Origin of the sequence: Streptomyces sp. NBC_01428, from assembly GCF_036231965.1 — a bacterium.
GTDB lineage: Bacteria > Actinomycetota > Actinomycetes > Streptomycetales > Streptomycetaceae > Streptomyces.
Genome location: NZ_CP109499.1, coordinates 6266885 through 6289067, shown reverse-complemented (window position 1 = coordinate 6289067; position 22183 = coordinate 6266885). Strand labels below are relative to the sequence as shown.

Annotated in this window: 17 protein-coding genes; 12 read left to right on the top strand and 5 right to left on the bottom strand. The window is 71.8% G+C overall.

The genetic code is table 11. The features are described from left to right. Positions 1-46: 46 nt before the first annotated feature. Entirely contained in the window at positions 47-967 is a 921-nt protein-coding gene (locus tag OG406_RS27160) for an SCO2400 family protein (protein ID WP_329188254.1), read from the bottom strand. A gap of 313 nt (positions 968-1280) precedes the next feature. On the opposite strand from OG406_RS27160, the gene OG406_RS27155 reads away from it, so the two are divergent. The 11 genes from OG406_RS27155 to OG406_RS27105 all read left to right on the top strand — a co-directional run bounded on the left by OG406_RS27155 (position 1281) and on the right by OG406_RS27105 (position 17065). Beyond that, positions 1281-2438, top strand: coding sequence for a mandelate racemase/muconate lactonizing enzyme family protein (locus OG406_RS27155; RefSeq protein WP_329188252.1), 1158 nt, complete (start codon positions 1281-1283; stop codon positions 2436-2438). Next, positions 2435-3439: a zinc-dependent alcohol dehydrogenase gene (locus OG406_RS27150; protein WP_267050713.1), complete on the top strand. Its 1005-nt coding sequence runs from the start codon at positions 2435-2437 to the stop codon at positions 3437-3439. The genes OG406_RS27155 and OG406_RS27150 overlap by 4 nt, the downstream gene beginning before the upstream one ends. Positions 3440-3559: 120 nt before the next feature. Further along, positions 3560-4540, top strand: coding sequence for a hypothetical protein (locus tag OG406_RS27145; RefSeq protein WP_329188251.1), 981 nt, complete (start codon positions 3560-3562; stop codon positions 4538-4540). 57 nt (positions 4541-4597) lie between these two features. Next, positions 4598-5710: a multiple monosaccharide ABC transporter substrate-binding protein gene (chvE, locus tag OG406_RS27140; protein WP_327409885.1), complete on the top strand. Its 1113-nt coding sequence runs from the start codon at positions 4598-4600 to the stop codon at positions 5708-5710. Positions 5711-5742: 32 nt separating this feature from the next. Next, complete coding sequence (gene mmsA, locus OG406_RS27135; protein WP_266848683.1) at positions 5743-7293, top strand: multiple monosaccharide ABC transporter ATP-binding protein; 1551 nt, start codon at positions 5743-5745, stop codon at positions 7291-7293. Next, positions 7290-8534 (top strand): multiple monosaccharide ABC transporter permease, encoded by a 1245-nt coding sequence (gene mmsB / locus OG406_RS27130; protein WP_267050714.1) that lies wholly within the window; start codon positions 7290-7292, stop codon positions 8532-8534. Before mmsA ends, mmsB begins: the two co-directional genes overlap by 4 nt. Positions 8535-8588: 54 nt before the next feature. After that, positions 8589-9737: an aldose epimerase family protein gene (locus OG406_RS27125; RefSeq protein ID WP_267050715.1), complete on the top strand. Its 1149-nt coding sequence runs from the start codon at positions 8589-8591 to the stop codon at positions 9735-9737. 161 nt (positions 9738-9898) lie between these two features. Further along, the gene (locus tag OG406_RS27120) at positions 9899-11617 is read left to right on the top strand and encodes a pyridoxal phosphate-dependent aminotransferase (RefSeq protein ID WP_266848679.1); all 1719 of its coding nucleotides are present in this window, start codon (positions 9899-9901) and stop codon (positions 11615-11617) included. A 258-nt stretch (positions 11618-11875) separates the two neighbouring features. Then, positions 11876-13138: an ABC transporter substrate-binding protein gene (locus OG406_RS27115; RefSeq protein WP_329188246.1), complete on the top strand. Its 1263-nt coding sequence runs from the start codon at positions 11876-11878 to the stop codon at positions 13136-13138. A 134-nt stretch (positions 13139-13272) separates the two neighbouring features. Further along, on the top strand, positions 13273-13836 hold the full coding sequence (locus tag OG406_RS27110; RefSeq protein ID WP_329188244.1) for a BLIP family protein: 564 nt from the start codon (positions 13273-13275) through the stop codon (positions 13834-13836). 241 nt (positions 13837-14077) lie between these two features. Next, positions 14078-17065: a beta-galactosidase gene (locus OG406_RS27105; RefSeq protein WP_329188242.1), complete on the top strand. Its 2988-nt coding sequence runs from the start codon at positions 14078-14080 to the stop codon at positions 17063-17065. A 15-nt stretch (positions 17066-17080) separates the two neighbouring features. Here the strand turns inward: OG406_RS27105 and OG406_RS27100 are convergent, their stop codons facing one another. The 4 genes from OG406_RS27100 to OG406_RS27085 all read right to left on the bottom strand — a co-directional run bounded on the left by OG406_RS27100 (position 17081) and on the right by OG406_RS27085 (position 20755). After that, positions 17081-17956 (bottom strand): SMP-30/gluconolactonase/LRE family protein, encoded by an 876-nt coding sequence (locus tag OG406_RS27100; protein ID WP_329188240.1) that lies wholly within the window; start codon positions 17954-17956, stop codon positions 17081-17083. After that, a complete protein-coding gene (locus tag OG406_RS27095) occupies positions 17953-18726 on the bottom strand; it encodes an IclR family transcriptional regulator (RefSeq protein WP_266613502.1) in 774 nt (257 codons plus the stop codon). The genes OG406_RS27100 and OG406_RS27095 overlap by 4 nt, the downstream gene beginning before the upstream one ends. A gap of 227 nt (positions 18727-18953) precedes the next feature. Further along, positions 18954-20150, bottom strand: coding sequence for a helix-turn-helix domain-containing protein (locus OG406_RS27090; RefSeq protein ID WP_266619957.1), 1197 nt, complete (start codon positions 20148-20150; stop codon positions 18954-18956). A 452-nt stretch (positions 20151-20602) separates the two neighbouring features. Next, positions 20603-20755 carry a hypothetical protein gene (locus OG406_RS27085; protein WP_179165229.1) on the bottom strand — a complete coding sequence of 51 codons (153 nt, stop codon included), beginning with the start codon at positions 20753-20755 and terminating at the stop codon, positions 20603-20605. A gap of 268 nt (positions 20756-21023) precedes the next feature. Here OG406_RS27085 and OG406_RS27080 point away from each other — a divergent pair, with 268 nt between their 5' ends. Continuing rightward, positions 21024-22001, top strand: a complete 978-nt coding sequence (locus tag OG406_RS27080) for a DUF3068 domain-containing protein (RefSeq protein ID WP_329188236.1) — start codon at positions 21024-21026, stop codon at positions 21999-22001. The last annotated feature ends 182 nt before the right edge of the window (positions 22002-22183 follow it).

The following is a 22183-nucleotide window of genomic DNA, read 5'->3' as shown; positions in this document are numbered from 1 at the left end:
CCGGGGACCCGCTCCCCGCGGTCCGGCACGACCCGGACGGCAGATGCTAGGCGCACCACCACAGGAAGCGGCTGCACGTCTCCGAGGGGGCCGGGTCCGGCGGCGGGGCCGAGGTCGTCGGGGCCGTCGTGGCGGGGGTCGAGGTCCGCGAGGCCGAGGGGGCGGGCGCCGTCTTCGAGGGCCGGTTCGGGAGCGTGCCCGCGGTCGCCGACTGGGCGTCCTTGGTGCCCTTCGCGCTCGTCGCGGACGCGGACGCGGAGGGTGAACCGGAGGCCGAGGGCGAGGCCGAGGCGTCGGGTGTCCGTCCGGCCGAGGCGTCACCGGGGCCCGGCGTGCCGGCCTTCGGCTGCGCGGCGTCCTTCGCCTCGGCCGCCGAACCGTCGGGCGACTCACCGCCGGCCGCCGCCGGGCTGGGACCCAACCCGGGTGCGTCGACGCCGAGTTCGGCGAGACTCAGACCGCCCGCGGCGAGGACGAAGCCGGCCACGACGAACACGGTGCGGCGGCGGCGCCTGCGGTGCGCTGCGGCCTTGCGGTCACGGCGGCTGGTACCGCCCTCCGCGTCCGGCCCCTCCAGCTCCTCCGGCTCGCCCGGACCGACCGGATCGTCCGGATGCCCCGGATCACGCGAACTCCCGTCGCCGGCAGCGGAGTCGGCGCCGCGGGAGGCGTCGTCGTCGTATGTGGTGCCGCCGTCGTACGCAGTGCCCTCCCCGTACGGGGTGCCGTCGTCGTACGAGGTGCCGTCCCCGTATGAGGTGCCGCCGTCGTAGACGGTTCCCTGGTCGTACGCGACCCCTCCGTCGTAGACGGCACCGTAGACCGGGTCGGCGTCCCGCTCCCGCGCGCCGGGCCGTTCGGCGGGGACCCGGGGTTCTTCGGCGCGGAGGCCCTCGACCGGGATGCCGCACCCGGGGCAGGCAAGGGCGCCGTTGAGGTGCCGTCGGCACGCGTGGCAGTAGTCCATGACGCGGGAAGACTAAGTTCACCCTCGGTAACGTTCCTAGGCGCGCCTGTGAAAGTTCTGTGCGGAACCCGGAGTTCCGGCATGGCGGTACGCGACACCCCCGGCCATTTCCCTCCATCCGCACCACCGGCGCCGCCCGCGCGAGGCCTCCCCCGGCACACGGCCCCGCCGCACGACACTGTCCCGCGCGAGGCCCGCCGAAACCGTTCTCTGCGCGAACCATTGACACCCCCCGGGCCGCGTCTCTACTGTCACGCCAGCATTTCGAACGTGTGACGAAATTTCGAACAGAGAAGCACAGGGGGCAACTGCCGTGCGCATCACGGGAATCACCACACACGTGGTCGGGACACCCTGGCGGAACCTGACCTACGTCCAGGTGCACACCGACGAGGGCATCACCGGAGTCGGCGAGACCCGGATGCTGGGCCACACCGACGCGCTGATCGGCTACCTGCACGAGGCCCGGACCAACCACATTCTCGGCTCGGACCCCTTCGCTGTCGAGGACCTGGTCCGCCGGATGAAGTACGGCGACTACGGTCGCGCCGGCGAGATCGTGATGTCCGGCGTCGCGGTCATCGAGATGGCCTGCTGGGACATCAAGGGCAAGGCGCTCGGGGTGCCGGTATGGCAGCTCCTCGGCGGCAAGGTCACCGACAAGGTGAAGGCGTACGCCAACGGCTGGTACACCACCGAGCGGACCCCGGAGGCCTACCACAAGGCCGCCCAGGAGGTCGTCGCGCGCGGTTACCGGGCCCTGAAGATCGACCCGTTCGGCACCGGCCACTTCGAGCTGGACCACGAGGCCACGCTCTACTCGGTGTCGCTCATCGAGGCGGTGCGCGACGCGATCGGCCCGGAGACCGAGCTGATGCTGGAGATGCACGGCCGGTTCTCCCCGTCGACCGCGGTCCGGCTGGCCCGCGAGCTCGCGCCGTTCCAGCCCGCGTGGCTGGAGGAGCCGGTGCCGCCGGAGAACCTCAAGGCGCTGGAGAAGGTGGCCGCCAAGGTCGACATCCCGGTCGCCACCGGCGAACGGATCCACGACCGGATCGAGTTCCGCGAACTCTTCGAGAGCCAGGCCGTCGACATCATCCAGCCGGACGTCGGCCACATCGGCGGCATCTGGGAGACCCGCAAGCTCGCCGCCACCGCCGAGGCCCACTACGTGCTGGTCGCGCCGCACAACGTCGGCGGCCCGGTCCTGACCGCGGCCTCCCTCCAAGTCGGCTTCAGCACACCGAACTTCAAGATCCTGGAGCACTTCAACGACTTCGCGGACGCGGAGATCAAGAAGGTCGTGAAGGGCGCCCCGCAGGTCGTGGACGGCTACTTCGAGCTGTCCCACGAACCCGGTCTGGGCGTCGAGCTGGACGTCGACGCGGCGGCCGAGTTCCCCCAGCAGCAGGCCCGGTTCGACCTCTGGGCGGACGGCTGGGAGCAGCGCAGGCCCAAGGGGAACGCGTGAGTACCGCGGTCGTCGTCGACAGGCCGGGCGAGCACCGGCTGGTCCCGCACGAGCCGGTGCGGCCCGCGGCGGGCGAGGCGCTCGTGCGGGTGCACGCGGTCGGCATCTGCGGCAGCGACCGCGAGGTCTACCAGGGCAACCGGCCCGAAGGGTACGTGCGTTACCCCCTCACCCCCGGGCACGAGTGGTCCGGGACCGTGGAGGAGGTCGGAGCCGGCGTCCCCGCGACGCTCACCGGCCGCAAGGTCGTCGGCGAGGGCTTCCGCAACTGCCAGGTCTGCGACCGCTGCCACGCGGGCGAGACGACCCTGTGCACGGCGGGATACGAGGAGACCGGCTTCACCGTTCCCGGCGCGATGGCGGCCACGCTGACGCTCCCGGCACGGCTGCTCCACGTGCTGCCCGACACCGCCGACCTGACCGCCGCCGCCCTGCTGGAGCCGGCCGCCTGCATCGCGGCCGCCGCCCTCAAGGCGAACGCGCTGCCCGGTGAGCGGGTGGCCGTGGTGGGCACCGGAACGCTCGGGATGTTCGCGGTGCAGTTCCTCCGGGCGGGCTCCCCCGCCGAGCTGCTCGTGGTGGGCACCCGCCCCGACCGGGCCGCGCTGGCGAAGGAGTTCGGCGCCACCGGTTTCCGTACCCGCGACGAGGAACTCCCCGGCGGCTTCGACGTCGTCGTGGAGACCGCGGGATCGGCGTCCGCCGCGCGCACCGCCGCCTCCCTGCTGCGGCGCGGCGGACGCCTGGTCCTCACGGGGATCCCGGCGCCGGGCGCGGAGGGCCTCGACCCGACCGACCTGGTCGTACGGCAGCTGGAGGTGCACACCGTGTTCGGAGCACCGCCGGACGCCTGGGCGCACACGGTCCGGGTGTTCGGCGCCGGACTGCTGAACCCGACGCCCCTGGTGACGCACGAGCTGCCGCTCGCCGCGTTCGCGGAGGCGATCGAGCTGGTGGGGTCCGGTGACCCCGAGGTCGGCAAGGTCCTGCTGAAACCGTGACCACCCGAGCCGTACGCCGGTGCGGGGCTTCCTGACAGTCCCGTGCCGGCGTACTCCCCGGGTCTCCGCACACCCCAAGACGCGAACCTTGTCCGAAATATCGAACGTGAAGGACAGCCTGTGACGACCGATGCCTCTCCCACGGCGGCCCGGCGACCCGGCGAGCGGGCGCTCGCCGCGCTGGGCCTGGGCGCGCCCGCCCTCTCCCCCGCCGACACCTCGCCGCACACCTTCCCGGGAGGCGGCCGCTGGCGCACCGAGGTGCCCTCCGTCGAGGGCCCCGAGGCGCTGGCCGCGGTCCTCAAGGAGTCCTCGCGGCTCGACGTGCCGATCCACCGGATCAGCCAGGGCAGCGGTGTCTGGATGCTCACCGACGCCGAGATCACCGAGATGGTCGAGGCCACCGGTGAACGCGACATCGAGCTCTGCCTCTTCACCGGCCCGCGCGGCACCTGGGACATCGGCGCCTCGGTCCGCACCGACTCGCGCGGCGGCGGGCTGCGCGCCCGCGGCCACGACGCGGTCGCCGGCTGCGTCGAGGACGCCGTCCGCGCCACCGAGCTGGGGGTCAAGTGCCTGCTCGTCGCGGACGAGGGGGTGCTGTGGACGCTGCACCGGGCGCGCACCGCGGGGATCATCCCGGCGGACACCACCCTCAAGGTCTCGGCGCTGATCGGCCCGGTCAACCCGGCCGCGTACGCGGTGTACGAGCACCTCGGCGCCGACTCGGTCAACGTGCCGAGCGACCTGACGCTCAGTCACCTGACCGAGATCCGGCGGATCTCCGCCGCCCCCATGGACATGTACATCGAGGCCCCCGACGACCTCGGCGGGTACGTGCGGATGTACGAGGTCGCCGAGCTGATCCGGCGCGGCGCACCGCTCTATCTGAAGTTCGGGCTGTCCAAGGCCCCCGGGATCTACCCGTACGGCACCCATCTGCGGGACCTGACCCTGAGCACCGCCCGGGAGCGCGTACGGCGCGGCCGGCTCGCGCTCGACCTGCTCGCCCGGCACGGCGCGGACGGCGACATGGCGCCGCTCGGTTCCCGCATGCCCGGGCCGCTCCACCGCTTTCCCACCGATGTCACCCCGCTCTGACCCGCCGCACCACCCGCTGCCCTCTCTCAACGACGAGAAGAACAAGGACTGATCATCATGCGCAACCGCAGAGCCGCCATCGCCGCCATCGCCGGTGCCGCCTCCCTCGCCCTCACCCTGTCCGCCTGCGGGCAGGACAGCGACGGCGGCAGTGACGACAAGGGGGGCAGCACGAAGGGCGCCACGATCGGCATCTCGATGCCGACCAAGTCGTCCGAGCGCTGGATCGCCGACGGCAACAACGTCGTCAAGAACCTCCAGTCGAAGGGCTACAAGACCAAGCTGGCGTACGGGGAGGACGACCCGGACCAGCAGGTCTCGCAGATCGAGAACATGATCACGCAGGGTGTGAAGGCGCTGATCATCGCCGCCATCGACAACAAGTCGATGAACAACGTGCTCCAGCAGGCCGCCGACGCCAAGATCCCGGTGATCTCCTACGACCGGCTGATCCTCGGCAGCAAGAACGTCAACTACTACGCGTCGTTCGACAACACCAAGGTCGGTGAGCTGCAGGGCGGTTACATCGTCGACAAGCTCGGCCTGAAGGACGGCAGCAAGAAGGGGCCGTTCAACATCGAGCTGTTCGCCGGCTCCAACGACGACAACAACACGAAGTACTTCTTCCAGGGCGCGATGAACGTCCTCCAGCCCTACATCGACAAGAAGCAGCTCGTCGTGAGGTCCGGGCAGACCAACCTCACCCAGGTCACCACGCTGCGCTGGGACGGCGGCACCGCGCAGAAGCGGATGGACGACATCCTCACCTCGGCGTACAAGAGCGAGCACGTCGACGCCGTGCTGTCGCCCTACGACGGCATCTCGATCGGCATCCTCTCGTCGCTGAAGTCGGACGACTACGGCTCCAAGAGCAAGCCGCTGCCGGTCGTCACGGGCCAGGACGCCGAACTCGCGTCGGTGAAGTCGATCATCAGGGGCGAGCAGACGCAGACCGTCTACAAGGACACCCGCAAGCTGGCGACGGTGGCCTCGAACATGGTCGACGCGGCGCTCAAGGGCAAGAAGCCCGAGATCAACGACGACAAGACCTACGACAACGGCACCAAGGTCGTCCCCGCGTACCTGCTGCAGCCGGTCAGCGTCGACAAGTCCAACTACGAGAAGGAGCTCGTCACCACGGGCTACTACAAGGCCACCGACCTCAAGTAACCGCCGCCCCCTACTGATTGGAAGGCACGACCATGGCGGGACCCGTCCTGGAAATGCGCTCGATCGTCAAGACCTTTCCCGGCGTCAAGGCGCTGTCGGACGTCACTCTGACCGTCCAGCAGGGCGAGGTCCATGCCATCTGCGGGGAGAACGGCGCCGGCAAGTCGACCTTGATGAAGGTCCTCTCCGGCGTTCACCCGCACGGGAGTTACGAGGGGGACATCCTCTTCGACTCGGAGGTCTGCACGTTCAAGGACATCAGGGCCAGTGAGCAGCACGGCATCGTGATCATCCACCAGGAACTGGCCCTGGTGCCGTACCTCTCCATCGCGGAGAACATCTTCCTCGGCAACGAACACGCCACCCGTGGACTCATCAGCTGGACCGAGACGCTGCGGCACGCGTCCGAACTGCTGCGGCGGGTCGGGCTCGACGAGAACCCGCAGACCCGCGTCGCGGACATCGGCGTGGGCAAGCAGCAGCTCGTCGAGATCGCGAAGGCGCTGTCGAAGAAGGTGAAGCTGCTCATCCTGGACGAGCCGACCGCCGCCCTGAACGACGAGGACAGCGGCAAACTCCTGGATCTCATCCTGGAGCTGAAGAACCAGGGCATGACCTCGATCATCATCTCCCACAAGCTGAACGAGATCGAGCGGGTCGCGGACTCGGTGACCATCCTGCGCGACGGGCGGACCATCGAGACGCTCGACGTGAAGGCGGCGGAGACCACCGAGGACCGGATCATCAGCGGCATGGTCGGCCGCGACCTGGAACACCGCTTCCCGGAGCGGACCCCGCACCACCCCGAGGCGGGCGCCGCGCCCGCCCTGGAGATCCGCGACTGGACCGTGTTCCACCCGATCGACCAGCAGCGCAAGGTGGTCGACGACGTGTCGATCTCCGTGCGGCGCGGGGAGATCGTCGGCATCGCCGGACTCATGGGCGCCGGGCGCACCGAACTGGCGATGAACGTCTTCGGGCGCTCCTACGGCCGCTACGCGGGCGGCACGGTGCTCAGGGACGGCGAGGAGGTCCGGACGAAGACCGTGTCCCAGGCGGTCGGGCACGGGATCGCGTACGTCACCGAGGACCGCAAGCACTACGGCCTCAACCTCATCGACACGATCAACCGCAACATCACGCTCAGCTCCCTGGGCAAGGTCGCCCGGCGCGGCATCGTCGACGAGCACGAGGAGCGGCAGGTCTCCGAGGGCTTCCGCACCTCCATGAACATCAAGGCGCCGACCGTCTTCGAGCCGGTGGGCAAGCTGTCGGGCGGCAACCAGCAGAAGGTCGTCCTCAGCAAGTGGATCTTCGCGGGGCCCGAGGTGCTGATCCTCGACGAGCCGACCCGCGGGATCGACGTGGGCGCCAAGTTCGAGATCTACACGGTCATCGACCGGCTGGCGGCCGAGGGCAAGGCGGTCGTCTTCATCTCCTCCGAGCTGCCGGAGCTGCTCGGCATGTGCGACCGCATCTACACGATGGCAGCGGGACGGCTGACGGGTGAGTTCTCGCGGGCGGAAGCCTCGCAGGAATCGCTGATGCGTCAGATGACAAAGGACAAAGAGGTAAGCCGATGAGCACGGATGTGACCGCCAAGACGCCGGCCCCCGCGCCGGCCGGCAAGAGCGGCTCGGACACGGGAGAGAGCCTGCTCCAGCTGATGCTGGACGGCATGCGCCGCAACATGCGGCAGTACGGCATGCTGTTCGCCCTCGGTCTGATCGTGGTGCTGTTCGCCGTGTGGACCGACGGCGACCTGCTGCTGCCCCGCAACGTCTCCAACCTGGTGCTGCAGAACAGCTACATCCTGATCCTCGCGATCGGCATGATGCTCGTCATCATCGCCGGCCACATCGACCTCTCGGTCGGCTCGCTGACGGCGTTCGTGGGCGCGATCGGCGCCGTGCTGATGGTCAACCACGACCTCTCCTGGCCGCTCGCCCTGGTGCTGTGTCTGGCCATCGGCGCGGCGGCGGGCGCCGCGCAGGGCTTCCTCATCGCGTACCTCGGCATACCGTCGTTCATCGTGACCCTCGCGGGCATGCTGACCTTCCGCGGCCTGACCGAGATCTTCCTCAAGGGCCAGACGATCGGCCCGTTCCCCGAGGGTCTGCAGAAGGTCGCCAACAGCTTCCTGCCCGAGGTCGGACCCGACACGAACTACCACAACCTCACGCTGCTGCTGGGCATCGCCCTGATCGCCTTCGTGGTGTTCCAGGAGGTCCGCGACCGCAAGCGGCAGCAGGAGTTCTCCCTCGACGTCCTGCCCCGGAACCTCTTCCTCCTCAAGCTCGTCGCGCTGATCGCGGCGGTGTTCACCGTCACCCTGCTGCTCGCCAGCTACAAGGGCGCTCCGGTGGTCCTGCTGATCCTCGGTGTCCTGGTCGCCGGCTTCGGCTACCTGATGCGCAACGCGGTCATCGGCCGGCACATCTACGCGATCGGCGGCAACCTCCCGGCGGCGAAGCTGTCGGGCGTGAAGGACAAGAAGGTCACCTTCCTGGTCTTCCTGAACATGGGCATGCTCGCGGCCCTGGCGGGTCTGGTCTTCGCCGCCCGCTTCAACGCGGCCTCGCCCAAGGCCGGTCTGAACTTCGAACTCGAAGCGATCGCGGCCTCGTTCATCGGCGGCGCGTCGATGAGCGGCGGCGTGGGCACGGTCCTCGGCGCGATCATCGGCGGTCTCGTCCTGGGCGTGCTGAACAACGGCATGAACCTCGTCGGCGTCGGCAGCGACTGGCAGCAGGTCATCAAGGGCCTGGTGCTGCTCGCGGCGGTCGGCTTCGACGTGTGGAACAAGCGCAAGGTCGGTTCGTAAGTCGGCCGGGCCCCGCCCGGCCGGGCGGGGCCCCTTCCAGTGCAGGAGCCGCACATGGACATGAGCAGACGTACGGTCATCGCAGCGGCAACCGCGGCGGGGCTCACGGCCGCCGCCGGAGCCGGAACGGCGCACGCCTCCGCGGGCGGCGGGCCCGCCAAGGAACTCTTCGGCAGACTCGCCGACGGGACGAAGGTCCACCGGTGGTCGCTGGAGAACGGCGGCACCCGCCTGAAGGTCCTGTCGTACGGCGGGATCGTGCAGTCCCTGGAGATCCCCGACCGGCACGGCCGGTACCGCAACGTCGTCCTCGGCTTCGCCGGTCTCGACGACTACGTCGCGAAGAGCCCCTACTTCGGGGCGCTGATCGGCCGGTACGGCAACCGGATAGCCAAGGGGCGGTTCACGCTCGACGGCACCACCCACCAGCTCTCCGTCAACGACGGCGTCAACAGCCTGCACGGCGGCGCCCAGGGCTTCGACAAACGCGTCTGGGACGTGGCCGGCTTCACCTCCGGCACCGATGTCGGGCTCGTCCTGCGCTACACCAGCGCCGACGGCGAGATGGGCTACCCCGGCACCCTCCGGACCAAGGTCACCTACACCCTGAACCGGCACGGCGACTGGCGCGTCGACTACGAGGCGACCACCGACCGGGCCACCGTCGTCAACCTCACCAGTCACGTCTACTGGAACCTCGCCGGTGAGGGCAGCGGCTCGATCTACGACCACGAGCTGGAGATCGCCGCCGCCCGCTACACCCCGGTCGACGCCGGCCTCATCCCGACCGGCGAACTGGCCCGGGTCGGGGGCACACCGTTCGACTTCCGCCGCGCCAAGACGGTCGGCGAGGACATCCGGGTGGGCCACCAGCAACTCCTGTACGGCCAGGGAATCGACCACAACTGGGTCCTCGACAAGGGAATCTCCGCCCGGCCCGAGCACATCGCGACGCTGCGCGACCCGTCCTCGGGCCGTACCCTCAGGATCTCGACGACCGAGCCGGGCCTGCAGTTCTACTCGGGCAACTTCCTGGACGGCACCCTGCTCGGCACCGGCGGTCGCATCTACCGCCAGGGCGACGCGCTGTGCCTGGAGACCCAGCACTTCCCGGACTCCCCGAACCACCCGTCGTTCCCCTCGACGGTGCTGCGACCGGGGCGGACGTACCGGACGAGCACCGTGCACACCTTCGGTCCGTGACCGGCCTTCACCACCGGTTCACCGGGTCCACACGATTTCCCGCCGATTGAACAGCGCCACCTCCGTATCCGTATGGAAGGGCGGCCCGTGCTCCCCCGCACGGGCCACCCCACGTCCAAGGGTCCGTCCTCCCCAGCGGGCCCGCCCCCTACGGAGGTTCCATGGCAGGCAATGTCACCTCGCTCTTTCGCGGCACCGCGGCGCACAGCCCGTCGATGGCCGCACTGACGCGGGAGGGTGACGGAGCCGGACCCGTGGACTTCTGCATTCCGTGCAACCCGTACTTCCCCACCCCCGCGATGTTCGACGAACTCGCGGGCCGGCTGCGGGAGATCATCACCTACTACCCGAGCAGCGCCGACACCATCACCGCCGAGCTGTGCTCGCTGCTCCAGCTCCCGCCGCAGTGCGTCGCGATGGGCAACGGCTCCACCGAGCTCATCACCTGGATCGACCACCTGCTGGTCCGTGAGTCCCTCGCCATCCCCGTCCCCACGTTCGGCCGCTGGACCGACCAGCCCATGGAGACCGGCAAGCGGGTCGACATGTTCCCGCTCCAGGAGTCCACCGGCTTCGCCCTCGACCTCGCCGCCTACGCGAAGTTCATCCGCGCCCGCGGCACCCGGGTCGCCGTCCTGTGCAACCCGAACAACCCCGACGGCGGCTTCCTGCCCCGTCAGTCCGTCATCCAGTTCATGGACGCGATGGCGGACCTGGACCTGATCGTCATCGACGAGTCGTTCCTGGAGTTCGCCGACGCCGAGTCCGAGCCGAGCGTCGTCGAGGACGCGGTGATGCGGCCCAACGTCATCGTGCTGCGCAGCCTCGGCAAGAACTTCGGGCTGCACGGCATCCGCTTCGGGTACATGGTCGCGAACCCCGCGCTGGCCGGCAAGGTCCGCTCGATGCTGCCCAAGTGGAACCTCAACTCCTTCGCGGAGACCGTGGTGTTCATGCTCAAGGAGCACGGCGCCGAGTACATGGAGAGCCTCCACATGGTCCGCCGCGACCGGCTCGACATGGCCCGCGAACTGGCCGCGCTGCCCGGTCTGACGGTCTATCCCTCACAGGGCAACTTCCTCTTCGTCCGCCTTCCCGTGGGCGCCGAGGGGACCGTGGTCCGGGACCGGATGCTCACCGAGCACCGCATCCTGGTCCGCGAGTGCGGCAACAAGATCGGTTCGTCCAGCCGCTTCCTGAGACTCGTGGTGCGCCCCCAGGCCGACGTGCGTCGCCTGGTGTCCGGCCTGGAGCAGGTGCTCTACGGGTCCAGGAGGGGTGCCGCCGTACCGGAGCTGAGCACAGGGACCGGCTACAGCTCGGGTACGGCGGCCGTCGACCGTCTGGTCGGCGCCACCAACGGCGCCGGGATGCAGGGGCTGGCCGCCCAGGCGGGCGCCTGGCCCGGGACGACTCCCCAGGTCCGGCCCGCGCCCGCCGCCGCGCCGGCGCCCGTCCTGCCGCCCGCTCCGCCCGTGCGGCCCGCCGCCGCCGTGATCTTCCCCGACCAGCAGCCCGCGGCGGCTCCGCCCCGCCCCGCCCCGCAGCCGTTCGCGGCCGCCGCCTACGCCGCCCCGCAGGCCGCGCCCCAGGGCGTGCCGCAGCCCGGCACCTGGCCCGCGCCGGCCCAGAGCCCGGGCGCGATGCCCGCCCAGATGCCGCCGGTCGCCATGCCCGCCCCGGCCCAGCCGGCCGGACTCCAGCCGGCCGCCGCGCAGACGGGCATGCCCGGCATGGCGAACGCCGCGTCGCTCGGCGCGCAGGGCGGGCTGACGGCCGCCCAGGTCCGCGGCAGGACCCAGCCCGAACCCCCTCCCCCACCCCAGTCGACCGGCGGCTGGGGAGCCGTCGGCGCGATGCTCTACAACCAGGCAGGCTGAACAGGCCACCCCCGACGGGCCCTTCGGCGTCCCGCTCGGGCCGCGATCCGGACTCCGATCCGGGCTCCCGCGCCCGGATCGCGGCCGGGGCCCGCCGACACCCTCCCGCTCCGCACACTCCTCGACGTGCGCCGGCGCCGACACATCGCCGGAACCAAAACGCAACCGGCCGGGCCCTGTGCGCCACCCGCCTCCGGGCCTACGATCGACGCTCTTCGTCTACGCGCGTCGAGCGTGGCTGGAACAGAGGTGGTGGCCGTGCGTCGCAGTACCCGGATCCTGGTGACGGTGACAACCGCGCTCGGCCTCACGGCGAGCGCGGCCGGCTGCGGGACGGGGCAGGGGACGGAGGACGCGGGGACCACCACGCTGACCGTCGTCGCGACCAACTACGGCGACAGCGTCCACAAGAACTCCCAGGGCTACTGGGACCGCGTCGGACTCGCCTTCCAGGCGGCCCACCCCGGCATCCGGGTGGTGACGACGGTCTACCCGGCCGACACCGTGGACGCGAAGGTCGCCGCGCTGGTGAAGCACGGCAAGGCGCCCGACATCGTGCAGAGCGGCAGCTTCGCCCAGTACGCTGCCGCCGGCCGGCTCTACTCCGCCGACGAGGTGCTCTCGATCCCCGTGCAGGCCGGGTTCGTGCGCAGCCTCGCGGACGCCGGAAAGGTGAACGGCACCCAGTACGCGATGCCGTTCACCGCGAGCACCCGGCTGCTCTACTACAACAAGGACCTGTTCCGGCGGGCCGGCCTCGACGCCCCCACCACCTGGCGGGAACTCGCTGCGGACGCGCGGGCGTTGAAGGCGCAGGGCGTGAAGTACCCGATCGCGCTGCCGTTCGGGCCCGAGGAGGCCGAGGCGGAGACGCTGGGATGGCTGCTGGCGGGCGACGGCGGCTACACCGGCAGCGCCGGCGGCTACGACCTCGTCTCCGAGGCCAACGTCTCGGCGCTCACCTGGCTCAGGACGAACCTCGTCGAGCCCGGGCTCACCGGCCCGGTGGCACCGGGCAGGCTGAACCGGAGCGCGGCGCTGGCCGCCTTCGTCGACGGCGAGGCCGGCATGGTGAACGCCCCGCTCTCACTGATGCGGCAGATCGACGACTCGTCGCAGAACGTGCCGTACGGCACCGTCGCGCTGCCCGGCAGCACCGGCAAGGAGGTGCCGACCATGGGCACCGCCGACTGGGTCGTCGCGTTCGAGCAGGGCGGGCACCGCGAGGAGGCGGGCGCGTTCCTCGACTTCCTGTACGGCGACAAGTACGTCCGCGAGCAGGCCACCGAGTACCAGCTGCTCCCGGTCACCGCGACGGTGACGGCGGACCTGCGCGCCGACCGCCGCTACAGCGCCCTGTGGCACGGCCTCGACGCCCTGGACGGCATGGACCTGTACCCGCTCGCCGAGACCAACTGGTCGAGGGTGTCCGCCTCGATCCGGTCGAGGATCGGCGCGGCCGTGGCCCCGGGCGGCGACGCGGAGGCCGTCCTGACGTCGATAGCGAAGACGGCCCGCTGAACAGGCCGGCACCCGTCCCGCCGCCCCACCCGCTCCTCGTCACGGATCCGCGGCCGGAAGACCGGCCGGAGACCGGCGGTCGTTAGCGTCCCGCCCGTCGGTACGACGTGCACGGCGAGCGAGGAGAAGCAGGGATGACGACGAGGGCGAAGAAGTGGCGTCTCGCGGTGGCGGCCGCCGCGGCGGGTGCGGCGGTGCTCGGGGCCGCCACGAGCGCGCAGGCGTACTCGGGGTTCACCCCCGAGAGATACCGCCAGATCCAGTTCGGCATGACGAAGGACCAGGTCTGGCAGATCGGCGGCGGCTCCCAGGCGTGCGAGACCGGCGGGCTCTTCGGGGACAGCGTGATGTGCTGGGCCGAGTCGAGCGACTACGCGCCCTACGGCGGCTTCTCGTTCACCGCGGACGGCAGGATGCGGGAGAAGCGCAGCGAGTTCCTGCTGGAGGTGAAGGCACCGTCCGTGACACTCGCGCAGTACGACGGGACGCGGCTCGGCATGACCGAGGCGCAGGTGTGGTCCGTCGTGTCGGAGGACTCCTGCGTCCTGCGGCGCGAGGGCTACCCGAACTGGCCGGCGACGAACGGCCACGTCGAGGAGTTCTACTGCACCGCCGCGAAGGGCCTCTTCCCGCCCGACGCCCACTTCACGTTCACCGACGGCGGCCTGACCGCCCGCCGGCAGTACCACCTCTCCTGACGGTCCGGCGAGTCCCGGCCCCCCGGGGGGTGCCGCGGGGCGTGCGCGGGAGAGGAGGATGCCGTCGTCCGGCGGGCGGCGGCGTCCCCCGTAAGGCCCATACCGCGTAATCCCCCCGCGCCGGGCACCTCATATGACCATGAAATGACCTGCCTATGTGGACAATGGCCGCACCCGCCCCCGGGTGCTCGGGCCCGGCCCGGCCGGGGGGATCCCCATCGCCGTCCCCGGGAGGACCCGCATGGTGTTGAGCAGACGTACCTTCAGCGCACTCGCCGGCACCGCCGCACTCGGATTCTCCCTCGGCGGCAGCGGCAGTGACGTGGCGAGCGCCGCCGGAAGGACGGCCCTCGCACCCACCGGACCCGCTCCCGCGCCGCCCGGGGCCGACGGCCGGAAACACACCGTCGGCTTCGACCGCTACTCGATGCTCGTCGACGGCCGGCGTCTGGTGATCTGGTCCGGCGAGGTCCACCCGTTCCGGCTGCCGAGCCCGTCCCTGTGGCGGGACGTGCTGCAGAAGCTGCGTGCCCACGGCTACAACACCGTCAGCATCTACGTCGCGTGGAACTACCACTCGCCCGCTCCGGGCACGTTCGACTTCACCGGGGTGCGCGACCTCGACCTGTTCCTGCGGACCGCCGCCGAGACCGGGCTGTACGTCATCCTGCGCCCCGGCCCCTACATCAACGCCGAGGTCGACGCGGGCGGCTTCCCCGGCTGGCTGACCGCCACGCCGGGCGTGGCCCGCACCTCCGACCCGACGTACCTGAAGCACGTCGACCAGTGGCTGACCGCCGTCGACCGGATCGTCTCCCGCCACCAGTACACCGACGGCGGCGGCACGGTCGTCCTCTACCAGCTGGAGAACGAGTACGACAACCACGTCACCGAGCCCGCCGGCCGCGACTACATGGCACACCTCTACGCGAAGGTCCGGGCCGACGGCATCGACGTGCCGCTCTTCCACAACGACAAGGGCCGCAACGGCCACTGGGCGCCGGGCACCTTCGACACCGGCGGCGAGCGGGGCCGTTACCTGTACGGCTTCGACGGCTACCCGTCGCCCTTCAAGACCCCGCCGGACTGGGGCCACTTCGGCATCGGCGGCACCAAGGGCGGCGCGACCGCGAGCCCCGGCACCCCCGGGTTCATCCCCGAGTTCGGCGGCGGCTGGTTCGACCCGTGGGGCGGCGCCGAGTTCGACGGCAAGGGGTACGCGGAGTCCCGCCGCACCCGCGACGCCGCCTACGAACGCCGGTTCTACCTCACCAACCTCGCCAACGGCATCACCGTCCACAACGTCTACATGACCTTCGGCGGCACGTCCTGGGGCTGGCTGCCCGCCCCGATCGTCTACACCTCGTACGACTACGGGGCCGCCCTCGACGAGGGCCGGCAGCCGACCGAGAAGCTCACGCCCATGCACCAGATCGGCCAACTACTGCACTCCGTGCCGGAGTTGGCGAAGCTAGACCGGGCCGAGGCGATCCCGTCCGACGACCTGGGCGCCGACCTCGGCATCAAGACCTACCACCTGGTCAACCCGGACACGAAGGCCCATGTCCACGTGCTGCGCAACGACTCGGCCGCCGAGGCGGTGGCCTCGGTGCCGCTCGCGGGGACGACCGTTCCGGTGCCGGTGCCCGGCCTCGACGCACGGCTCCTGGTCACCGGGATCTCCCTGGGGCGGCGCACCCTGCGGTACTCGACGGCCCAGCCGATGCTCCGCCTGACCGCAGGGCGCCAGGACATCGCCGTGTTCACCGGCCGCTCCGGCGAGTCCACCCGCACCTGCCTGGAAGCGGCGAGCGAGCCGACGGTCACCGTGCTGGACGGCACGGCGCGGCACGGCTTCGAGGACGGGGTGCTGCGGATCGACGCCCGGCTGGACGGCGTCACCCGGGTCCTGGTCGAGGGCGGCGGCGTCGGCGCCCCCCTCCTGCTGCTGCTCGCCGACGACGAGAGCTCCCGCCGGCTGTGGCGGTACGACACCCCCTCGGGCCCGGTCCTGGTGCGCGGCCCGGCACTGCTGCGCACGGCGGCCCTGCGCGGCGGCACCCTCCATCTCACCGGGGACACCGTGGACGCGGCGGACCTGGAGGTGTGGGGGCCCCGCGGGACGGAGGAACTCGTCTGGAACCAGGGCACGTTGCGAACCCGCACGACCACCTCGGGAAGCCTGCGCGCCGAACAGCGGCTGCCCGGGGTGCCGTCGGTGCGCCTGCCCGCCCTGACCACCTGGCGCCGGTCCGCCGAGAACCCCGAGTCCGCCGCCGACCACGACGACTCGGCGTGGCGGGTCGCCGACCGGAGGACCACGTACAGCGTCACCCCCGTCCCCGCCGGGCAGCCCGTGCTGTTCGCCGACGACTACGGCTTCCACTACGGAGACGTCTGGTACCGGGGGCACTTCGACGACGAGGGTGCCGGGGGCGACGCCGAGTCCGTGGCGCTCTCCTATGTCGCGGGCGCCCAGGGCCTGTTGATGGCCTGGCTGGACGGCGAACCGCTGGGCACGCACCGGATGCCGGTGCCGGACAGGAAGACGGTGCGGCAGGGGACCTGGTCGGCCACCGCGACCTTCCCGGTCCGGCCACGGCCCGGCCGCTCCCATGTGCTGTCCGTGCTGGTCCGCCGCATGCAGCACGACGAGGACGGCCGGGCCAACGACAGCCACAAGGCCGCCCGCGGACTCACGGCCGTCACCTTCGCGGGGGCGTCCCCGGCGATCGGCTGGCGCATCCAGGGCGAGGGCGCGCCCGACCGGGTGCGCGGACCGCTCAACAACGGTGGCCTGCACGGAGAGCGGCACGGCTGGCATCTTCCCGGGTTCGCCGACGGCGGCTGGAAGCTCGTGGACCTCCCGCGCGCCGAGAAGCGGCAGGGCGTCACCTGGTACCGCACCGGGTTCCGGCTCGCCGTCGAGAGCGGCGTGGACGCGTCGATCGGCCTCACCCTCACCGACGACCCGTCCCGTGCCTACCGCGTCCAGATCTTCCTGAACGGCTGGAACATGGGCCAGTACATCAACGACGTGGGCCCCCAGCACACGTTCGTCCTGCCCAACGGGGTGCTGCGCACCCGGGGTTCCAACACGCTGGCCCTCGCCGTGCTGTCCGACGGGACCACCCCGGCGGGTCCGGGGCGGGTGGAACTGACCCTGCTGGGCAGCGCGGCCGGAGGAGTGCCGGTGGCCCCGGTCGACTCCCCCGGCGCCGTACGGTAGGCCCGCCGGCCGGCGCTATCCGGCGAACGGCGGCTGCGGCAGGCCCTTTCCGGCTCCCGGGACCACCAGCAGGGAGCCGGACAGCGGGTGCGGGCGCGCCAGGCCGGTACGGGCGGTGGTGATGTAGAGGTCGGTGAGGCCGGTGCTGCCGAAGGCGCAGGCGGTGGGGCGGCGGACCGGCAGCGGAACGACCCGGTCGAGCGCGCCGTCCGGGGTGTAGCGGCGGACCGCCCCTCCGTCCCAGAGGGCCACCCAGACACCGCCCTCGGCGTCCACCGTCAGACCGTCGGGGAAACCGTCCTCGACGGCCGTGAACGCCCGCCGGTTCACCGGGAGTCCGTCGTCGTCCAGGTCGAACACGTCGATGCGGCGGGTCGGCGAGTCGACGTAGTAGACGCGGCGGCCGTCCGGGCTCCAGCCGGTGCCGTTGCTGACGGCGACGTCGTCGAGGAGCGGGCGGACCGTGCCGTCGGGCGCGATCCGGGTGAGGGTGCCGCCGCCCGGCGCCTCGTCGTAGCGCATCGTTCCGCACCACAGCGAGCCGTCGGGGGCGACGGCCGCGTCGTTGGCCCGGCGTCCCGGGACGGGGTCGTGGTGCAGCCAGCGGAACGGCGCCGCCCCGCCGGCGCCGGTGGAGCCGCCGGACGCCGCCGGCGGGTAGAGGCCCACCCCGTCACGGAGGTTGACGACCAGGCCGCCGCCCGCGCGGGGCTTGGCCGCGCCCACGTGCTGCTCGGTGGCCAGCACCGTACGGCGGCCGGTGGCGGGCTCGTAGGTGTGGACGCGGGAGCCGAGGATGTCGACCCAGATCAGGCGGTCGGCGGCGCTGTCCCAGGTGGGGCCCTCGCCGAGCGCGGCGTGCGCGCGGACCGCGACCTCGACGGCCGTCATCCCACGCTCCGGTGGCCGAGGCGCTCGGACAGTTCGGCCGCGCCCTTCGCGGCGAGCTGCTCCAGTTCGGCGCGGCGCTCGTCGCTCCAGCGGATCATCGGCACGGAGACGGAGAGCGCGGCGACGACCTGTCCCGTGCGGTCGCGGACCGGGGCGGCGACACAGCTGACGTCCGGGTTGGACTCCTGGTTCTCGACGGCGACCCCGCGGCTGCGGATCTCGGCGAGGGCCTCGCGCAGGGCTCCCGGTTCGGTGATGCTGTTGGGCGTCATGGCGACGAGGTCGGCGTCGTCGGGGATCCGCGCGGTCAGCTGCTGCTCGGGCAGCGAGGCGAGGAGCATCTTGCCGACGGAGGTGCAGTGCGCGGGAAGACGCCGGCCGGCCGCGGACACCATGCGTACGGCGTGCGTGGAGTCGACCTTCGCGATGTAGATGACGTCGGTGCCTTCGAGGATCGCCACGTGCACGGTCTCGTCGCAGGTCTCGGCGACGGAGCGGGCGACCTGCTGACCCTCGGCGGCGAGGTCGAGCTGCTCGGCGTACCGGCTGCCGAGCTGGTAGGGCCGGACGCCGAGGCGATAGCGTCCCGGCTGCCCCGGCACCTGCACGATGTACGAGCGGGCACAGAGCGTGGTGACCAGTTCGTGCACGGTGGTGCGCGGCAGCCGGAGCCGGCGCACGATGTCGGGGGCGGAGAGCGTGCCGTCCCCGTCGAGGAAGAGTTCCAGGATGTCCAGAGCCCGGGTCACGGCAGGTACGAGGCGTCCCACAGCCGGCCCCCTCCCATATGTTCGAAATTTCAACAGACGATCGGCATGACGAACACAGGCTAGTCATAGTGGGCTTGGGCGGGCAATGGGTGGGGCGGGGTCCCCGGTGAGGGCGCGCGGCGGCGGGACACGTGGGCCGGGCGGGGCGGACGGGTCCGGTGGGCAGTCCGGGGCCGGGTCCGGTGGCCGGGTCGGACGGGCCGTGGCCGCCGACGCGGGCACCGGGGTCAGCGGCGGGTCCGGGGGTCGCCCAGTACGCCGCGCAGCCGCTGGGCCCGCAGGACGAGTTCGAGTTCGAACCGCCGGTCCGGGTCGTCGATCTCGTCGCCCCACAGTTCCCTGATCTGGCGCAGGCGGTAGCGGACGGTCTGCGGGTGGACGCCGAGCCGGGCCGCGACCTCGGGGGCGCCGCCGCGTGTCTCCAGCCAGGCCAGCAGGGTCTCCGCGAGCCGTCTGCCGTGCGTGGGCCCGCAGTGGGCGAGCGGTTCCAGGCAGCGCAGGGCCAGGTCGTCGATCAGTTCCTCGGGCTGGAGGAGGACGAGTGCCTCGGTGTGCTCCGTGCAGTGCAGCACCTCGCCGCCGGGGAGCAGCCCGCGTTCCATGAGGCCCACGGCGGCCTCGGCCCAGCGCAGCGACTTCGCGGCGTCGGCGAGCGGGACCGGCGGGCCGAGCGCGCCGGACCATCCGGTCAGCGCCCGGTGCAGCAGTTCGGGCCGGCCGGCCGCGTCCGGTTCGGGCACGACCATGCGCGGCTGCTCGTACTCCATGTCGAGCAGCACGCTCTGGCCGACGGCGGGCGCGACCGCCTCACGGGCCGGCCGCAGCAGGACACCGACGGCCAGCCGGCCGGGCAGCGGCCAGCCGACCCGGGCGGCCCGTTCGGCGAGGCCCTCGGCGAGGTCGCCCCGGGGGTGGTGCTCGGAGAGCAGGAGTTCCATCAGGCGCCGCTGGAGACGCAGCCGTTCCCCGGCCTGCCGGGCGGCGGCCTCGGCGTAGCCGCGGACGGACTGGTCGACGAGGCCGTCGAGGTACTCGTATCCGGCGTCGACCAGTTCGTACATCGCCGGGGGCGGCATGTCGACGCGCTGCCCGATCTCAGCGAACCGCCGCCAGGCGAGCCGGACACCGAGCCGGTAGACGGCCTGGAGGGAGTCGAGGCTGCGGCCGTGCAGGCCCTCGCCCCGGCCGAACTCCTGGAAGACCTCGGGGTGGACGCGCGGGCGGCCCTCGGCCGTTCCGAGGTGCTGCACGAAGACCTCGATGGCGCGGCGGATGCCGACGAGGGCCATCGGCTCGCCGAAGTCGTCGAGCACGAGCGGCAGGTGCGGGTACTCCCGGCGGATCTCGCGCAGGATCTCCTCGGCGAGCCCGGGCGCCTCGGCCATGGCGATGGTGGCGAACTGCCGGACCTGGCGGCGCGGCACGTCGCGCCAGGCGGAGCGGGCCGGGGCGGCTCCGGCGCGGGCGGCCGGTGTGCGGCGTGCTCCGGGCGCGGACGCGGCGGGACCGGGACCGGATGCCGTCTCCGCCGTGCCGGGACCTTCGCGGCCGGGCGGGTCGGTCCGGCTCCGCCGGGGTCCGCGACCGGCGCGCGCGGCATCGGGCCCGGGCAGCTCACCGGGTCCGGGGCCGCGGGCAGTCGGCCCTTCGGGATCCGCCGGTCGTTCGCGGTCGACGGGGGGCTCGGGATCGGCAGGTCGTTCGCGACCGGACGGGCGCCCGCCGGGCCGCTCACCGGTCGGGCCCGGGGGCCCGGTCCCGTCCTGGCGGGGCGGGGACTCCGCGGGGACGACGCCGGATCCGGCCCGCCACGGGGGCCGGGGCTCTTCGGGCTGCCGTGACAGCGCCGGCCGGGTGCCTCTGCGGCTCGGCACGGTCAGCGCTCCCGGGCGGCGTTCTGGTACGTGATCAGTGGGGTGTTCGGCTGGTCGGGGGTCGCGTCGAGGAGCGCGACGATGCCGAGTGCGGCACCCACGGCGAGTGCGGCGGAGGCCGCGACGGTGAGCGCCACGGCGAGCAGTCTGGACATCGCAGGGTCAGCCTCTCTGTCGGAGGTCGTCCCCACCCCGGAAACCCGTGCGACCGCCGGTCGAGCGGTCCCACGGACAGCGCCTGCGCCGGTCCCGCCCGGCAGGAGCCAGTCTCGACAATGCATTGACACCCCGTCAAGGGTGCGCCTACGGTTCCCGGCCCGTACCGCACGCGCACTTTCTCCCACGGTGTCGACGCATCCGTATCACCTCGCACCAGCTGATATCACCCGTGCGTCGAGCCTCCTCAGCCACTGGAGTGCCCGGATGCGCCGTAAGTCCTCGCCCGTCTCCCTGATCCTCGTCGGCCTCGGCACCTTCCTGCTCGTGCTGGCCCCGATGCTCGCCTGGTACGTGGAACCGCGTGCCGCCGTGAACCCGATCGACATCGACACGACCGCTGTCTACCAGGGCACCGGCAGCGTCTTCGACCTCGACAAGGCCGAGACCGTGCCCGGTCAGGACATCACCGTGACCCAGGTGGTGCGCGGCGACGTCGCCGACAGCGAACGCAGTGGCCGCGCGGTCTGGGACGTGACGACGACGGTCGACACGAACGCCTCCCTGCCGGCCGCCGACCCGCGCGACGCGCTGGAGTTCATGCCCGGACGCTGGGTCACCGACCGGCGGTCCAACGAACCGGTGCACTGCTGCCGGGAGCACCCGTACTACGAGGGCGACGCCTATCTGAAGTTCCCCTTCGACGTGCGCGAACACGACTACCGGTGGTGGGACAACTCCCTGGGCGCCCCGGTCACCCTGCACTACCGGGGCACGAAGAAGATCCGCGGGTACCGGGGCTACCGGTTCACCGGGTCCGTCCCCGCCACCCGGACCGGCACGCGGCAGGTGCCGGGCGCGCTGGTCGGGGAACCGCAGCGCAGCCAGGTGCTCGCCGAGGAGTGGTACGCCAACCACCTCGTCGAGCTGGTCGTCGACCAGCGCACCGGTCGGGTGATCTACGCACAGGTCGGCCCGCGCAAGACGCTGCGGGCCCCGGGCGGCACGAAGGACGCGGCGGTGCTGCTGGACAGCCGGAAACTGGCCTTCACGGCGGCGACCCAGCGCGACCAGGTCGAGCAGGCGAGGACCGAGAGCGGCCAACTGCGGCTGCTGGGAACGACGTTGCCGATCGGCGCCGGTCTGCTGGGGTTCCTCCTGGCCGCGGCGGGGGCCGTCCTGCTGGTACGCGGGCGACGGGATCCCGGTTCGTCCGCTTCGCCCCCGCCGACCCTCACGATGTGATGTGCCGTCAGCTCCACAAAGCCCCGAAATTGTCACCTCGGTGAGTAGCCGACGCGAACGGCTCGGCGAAAACTGTCCACCCCACCCGAACACAGCGCTTTCACAGCCCCGTTACAGCCGAGCGCCCAGCGTCCCCCGCCGCCGGGCGCACCCGGCGTCACCCGCGACGCCGGCCCGTCACC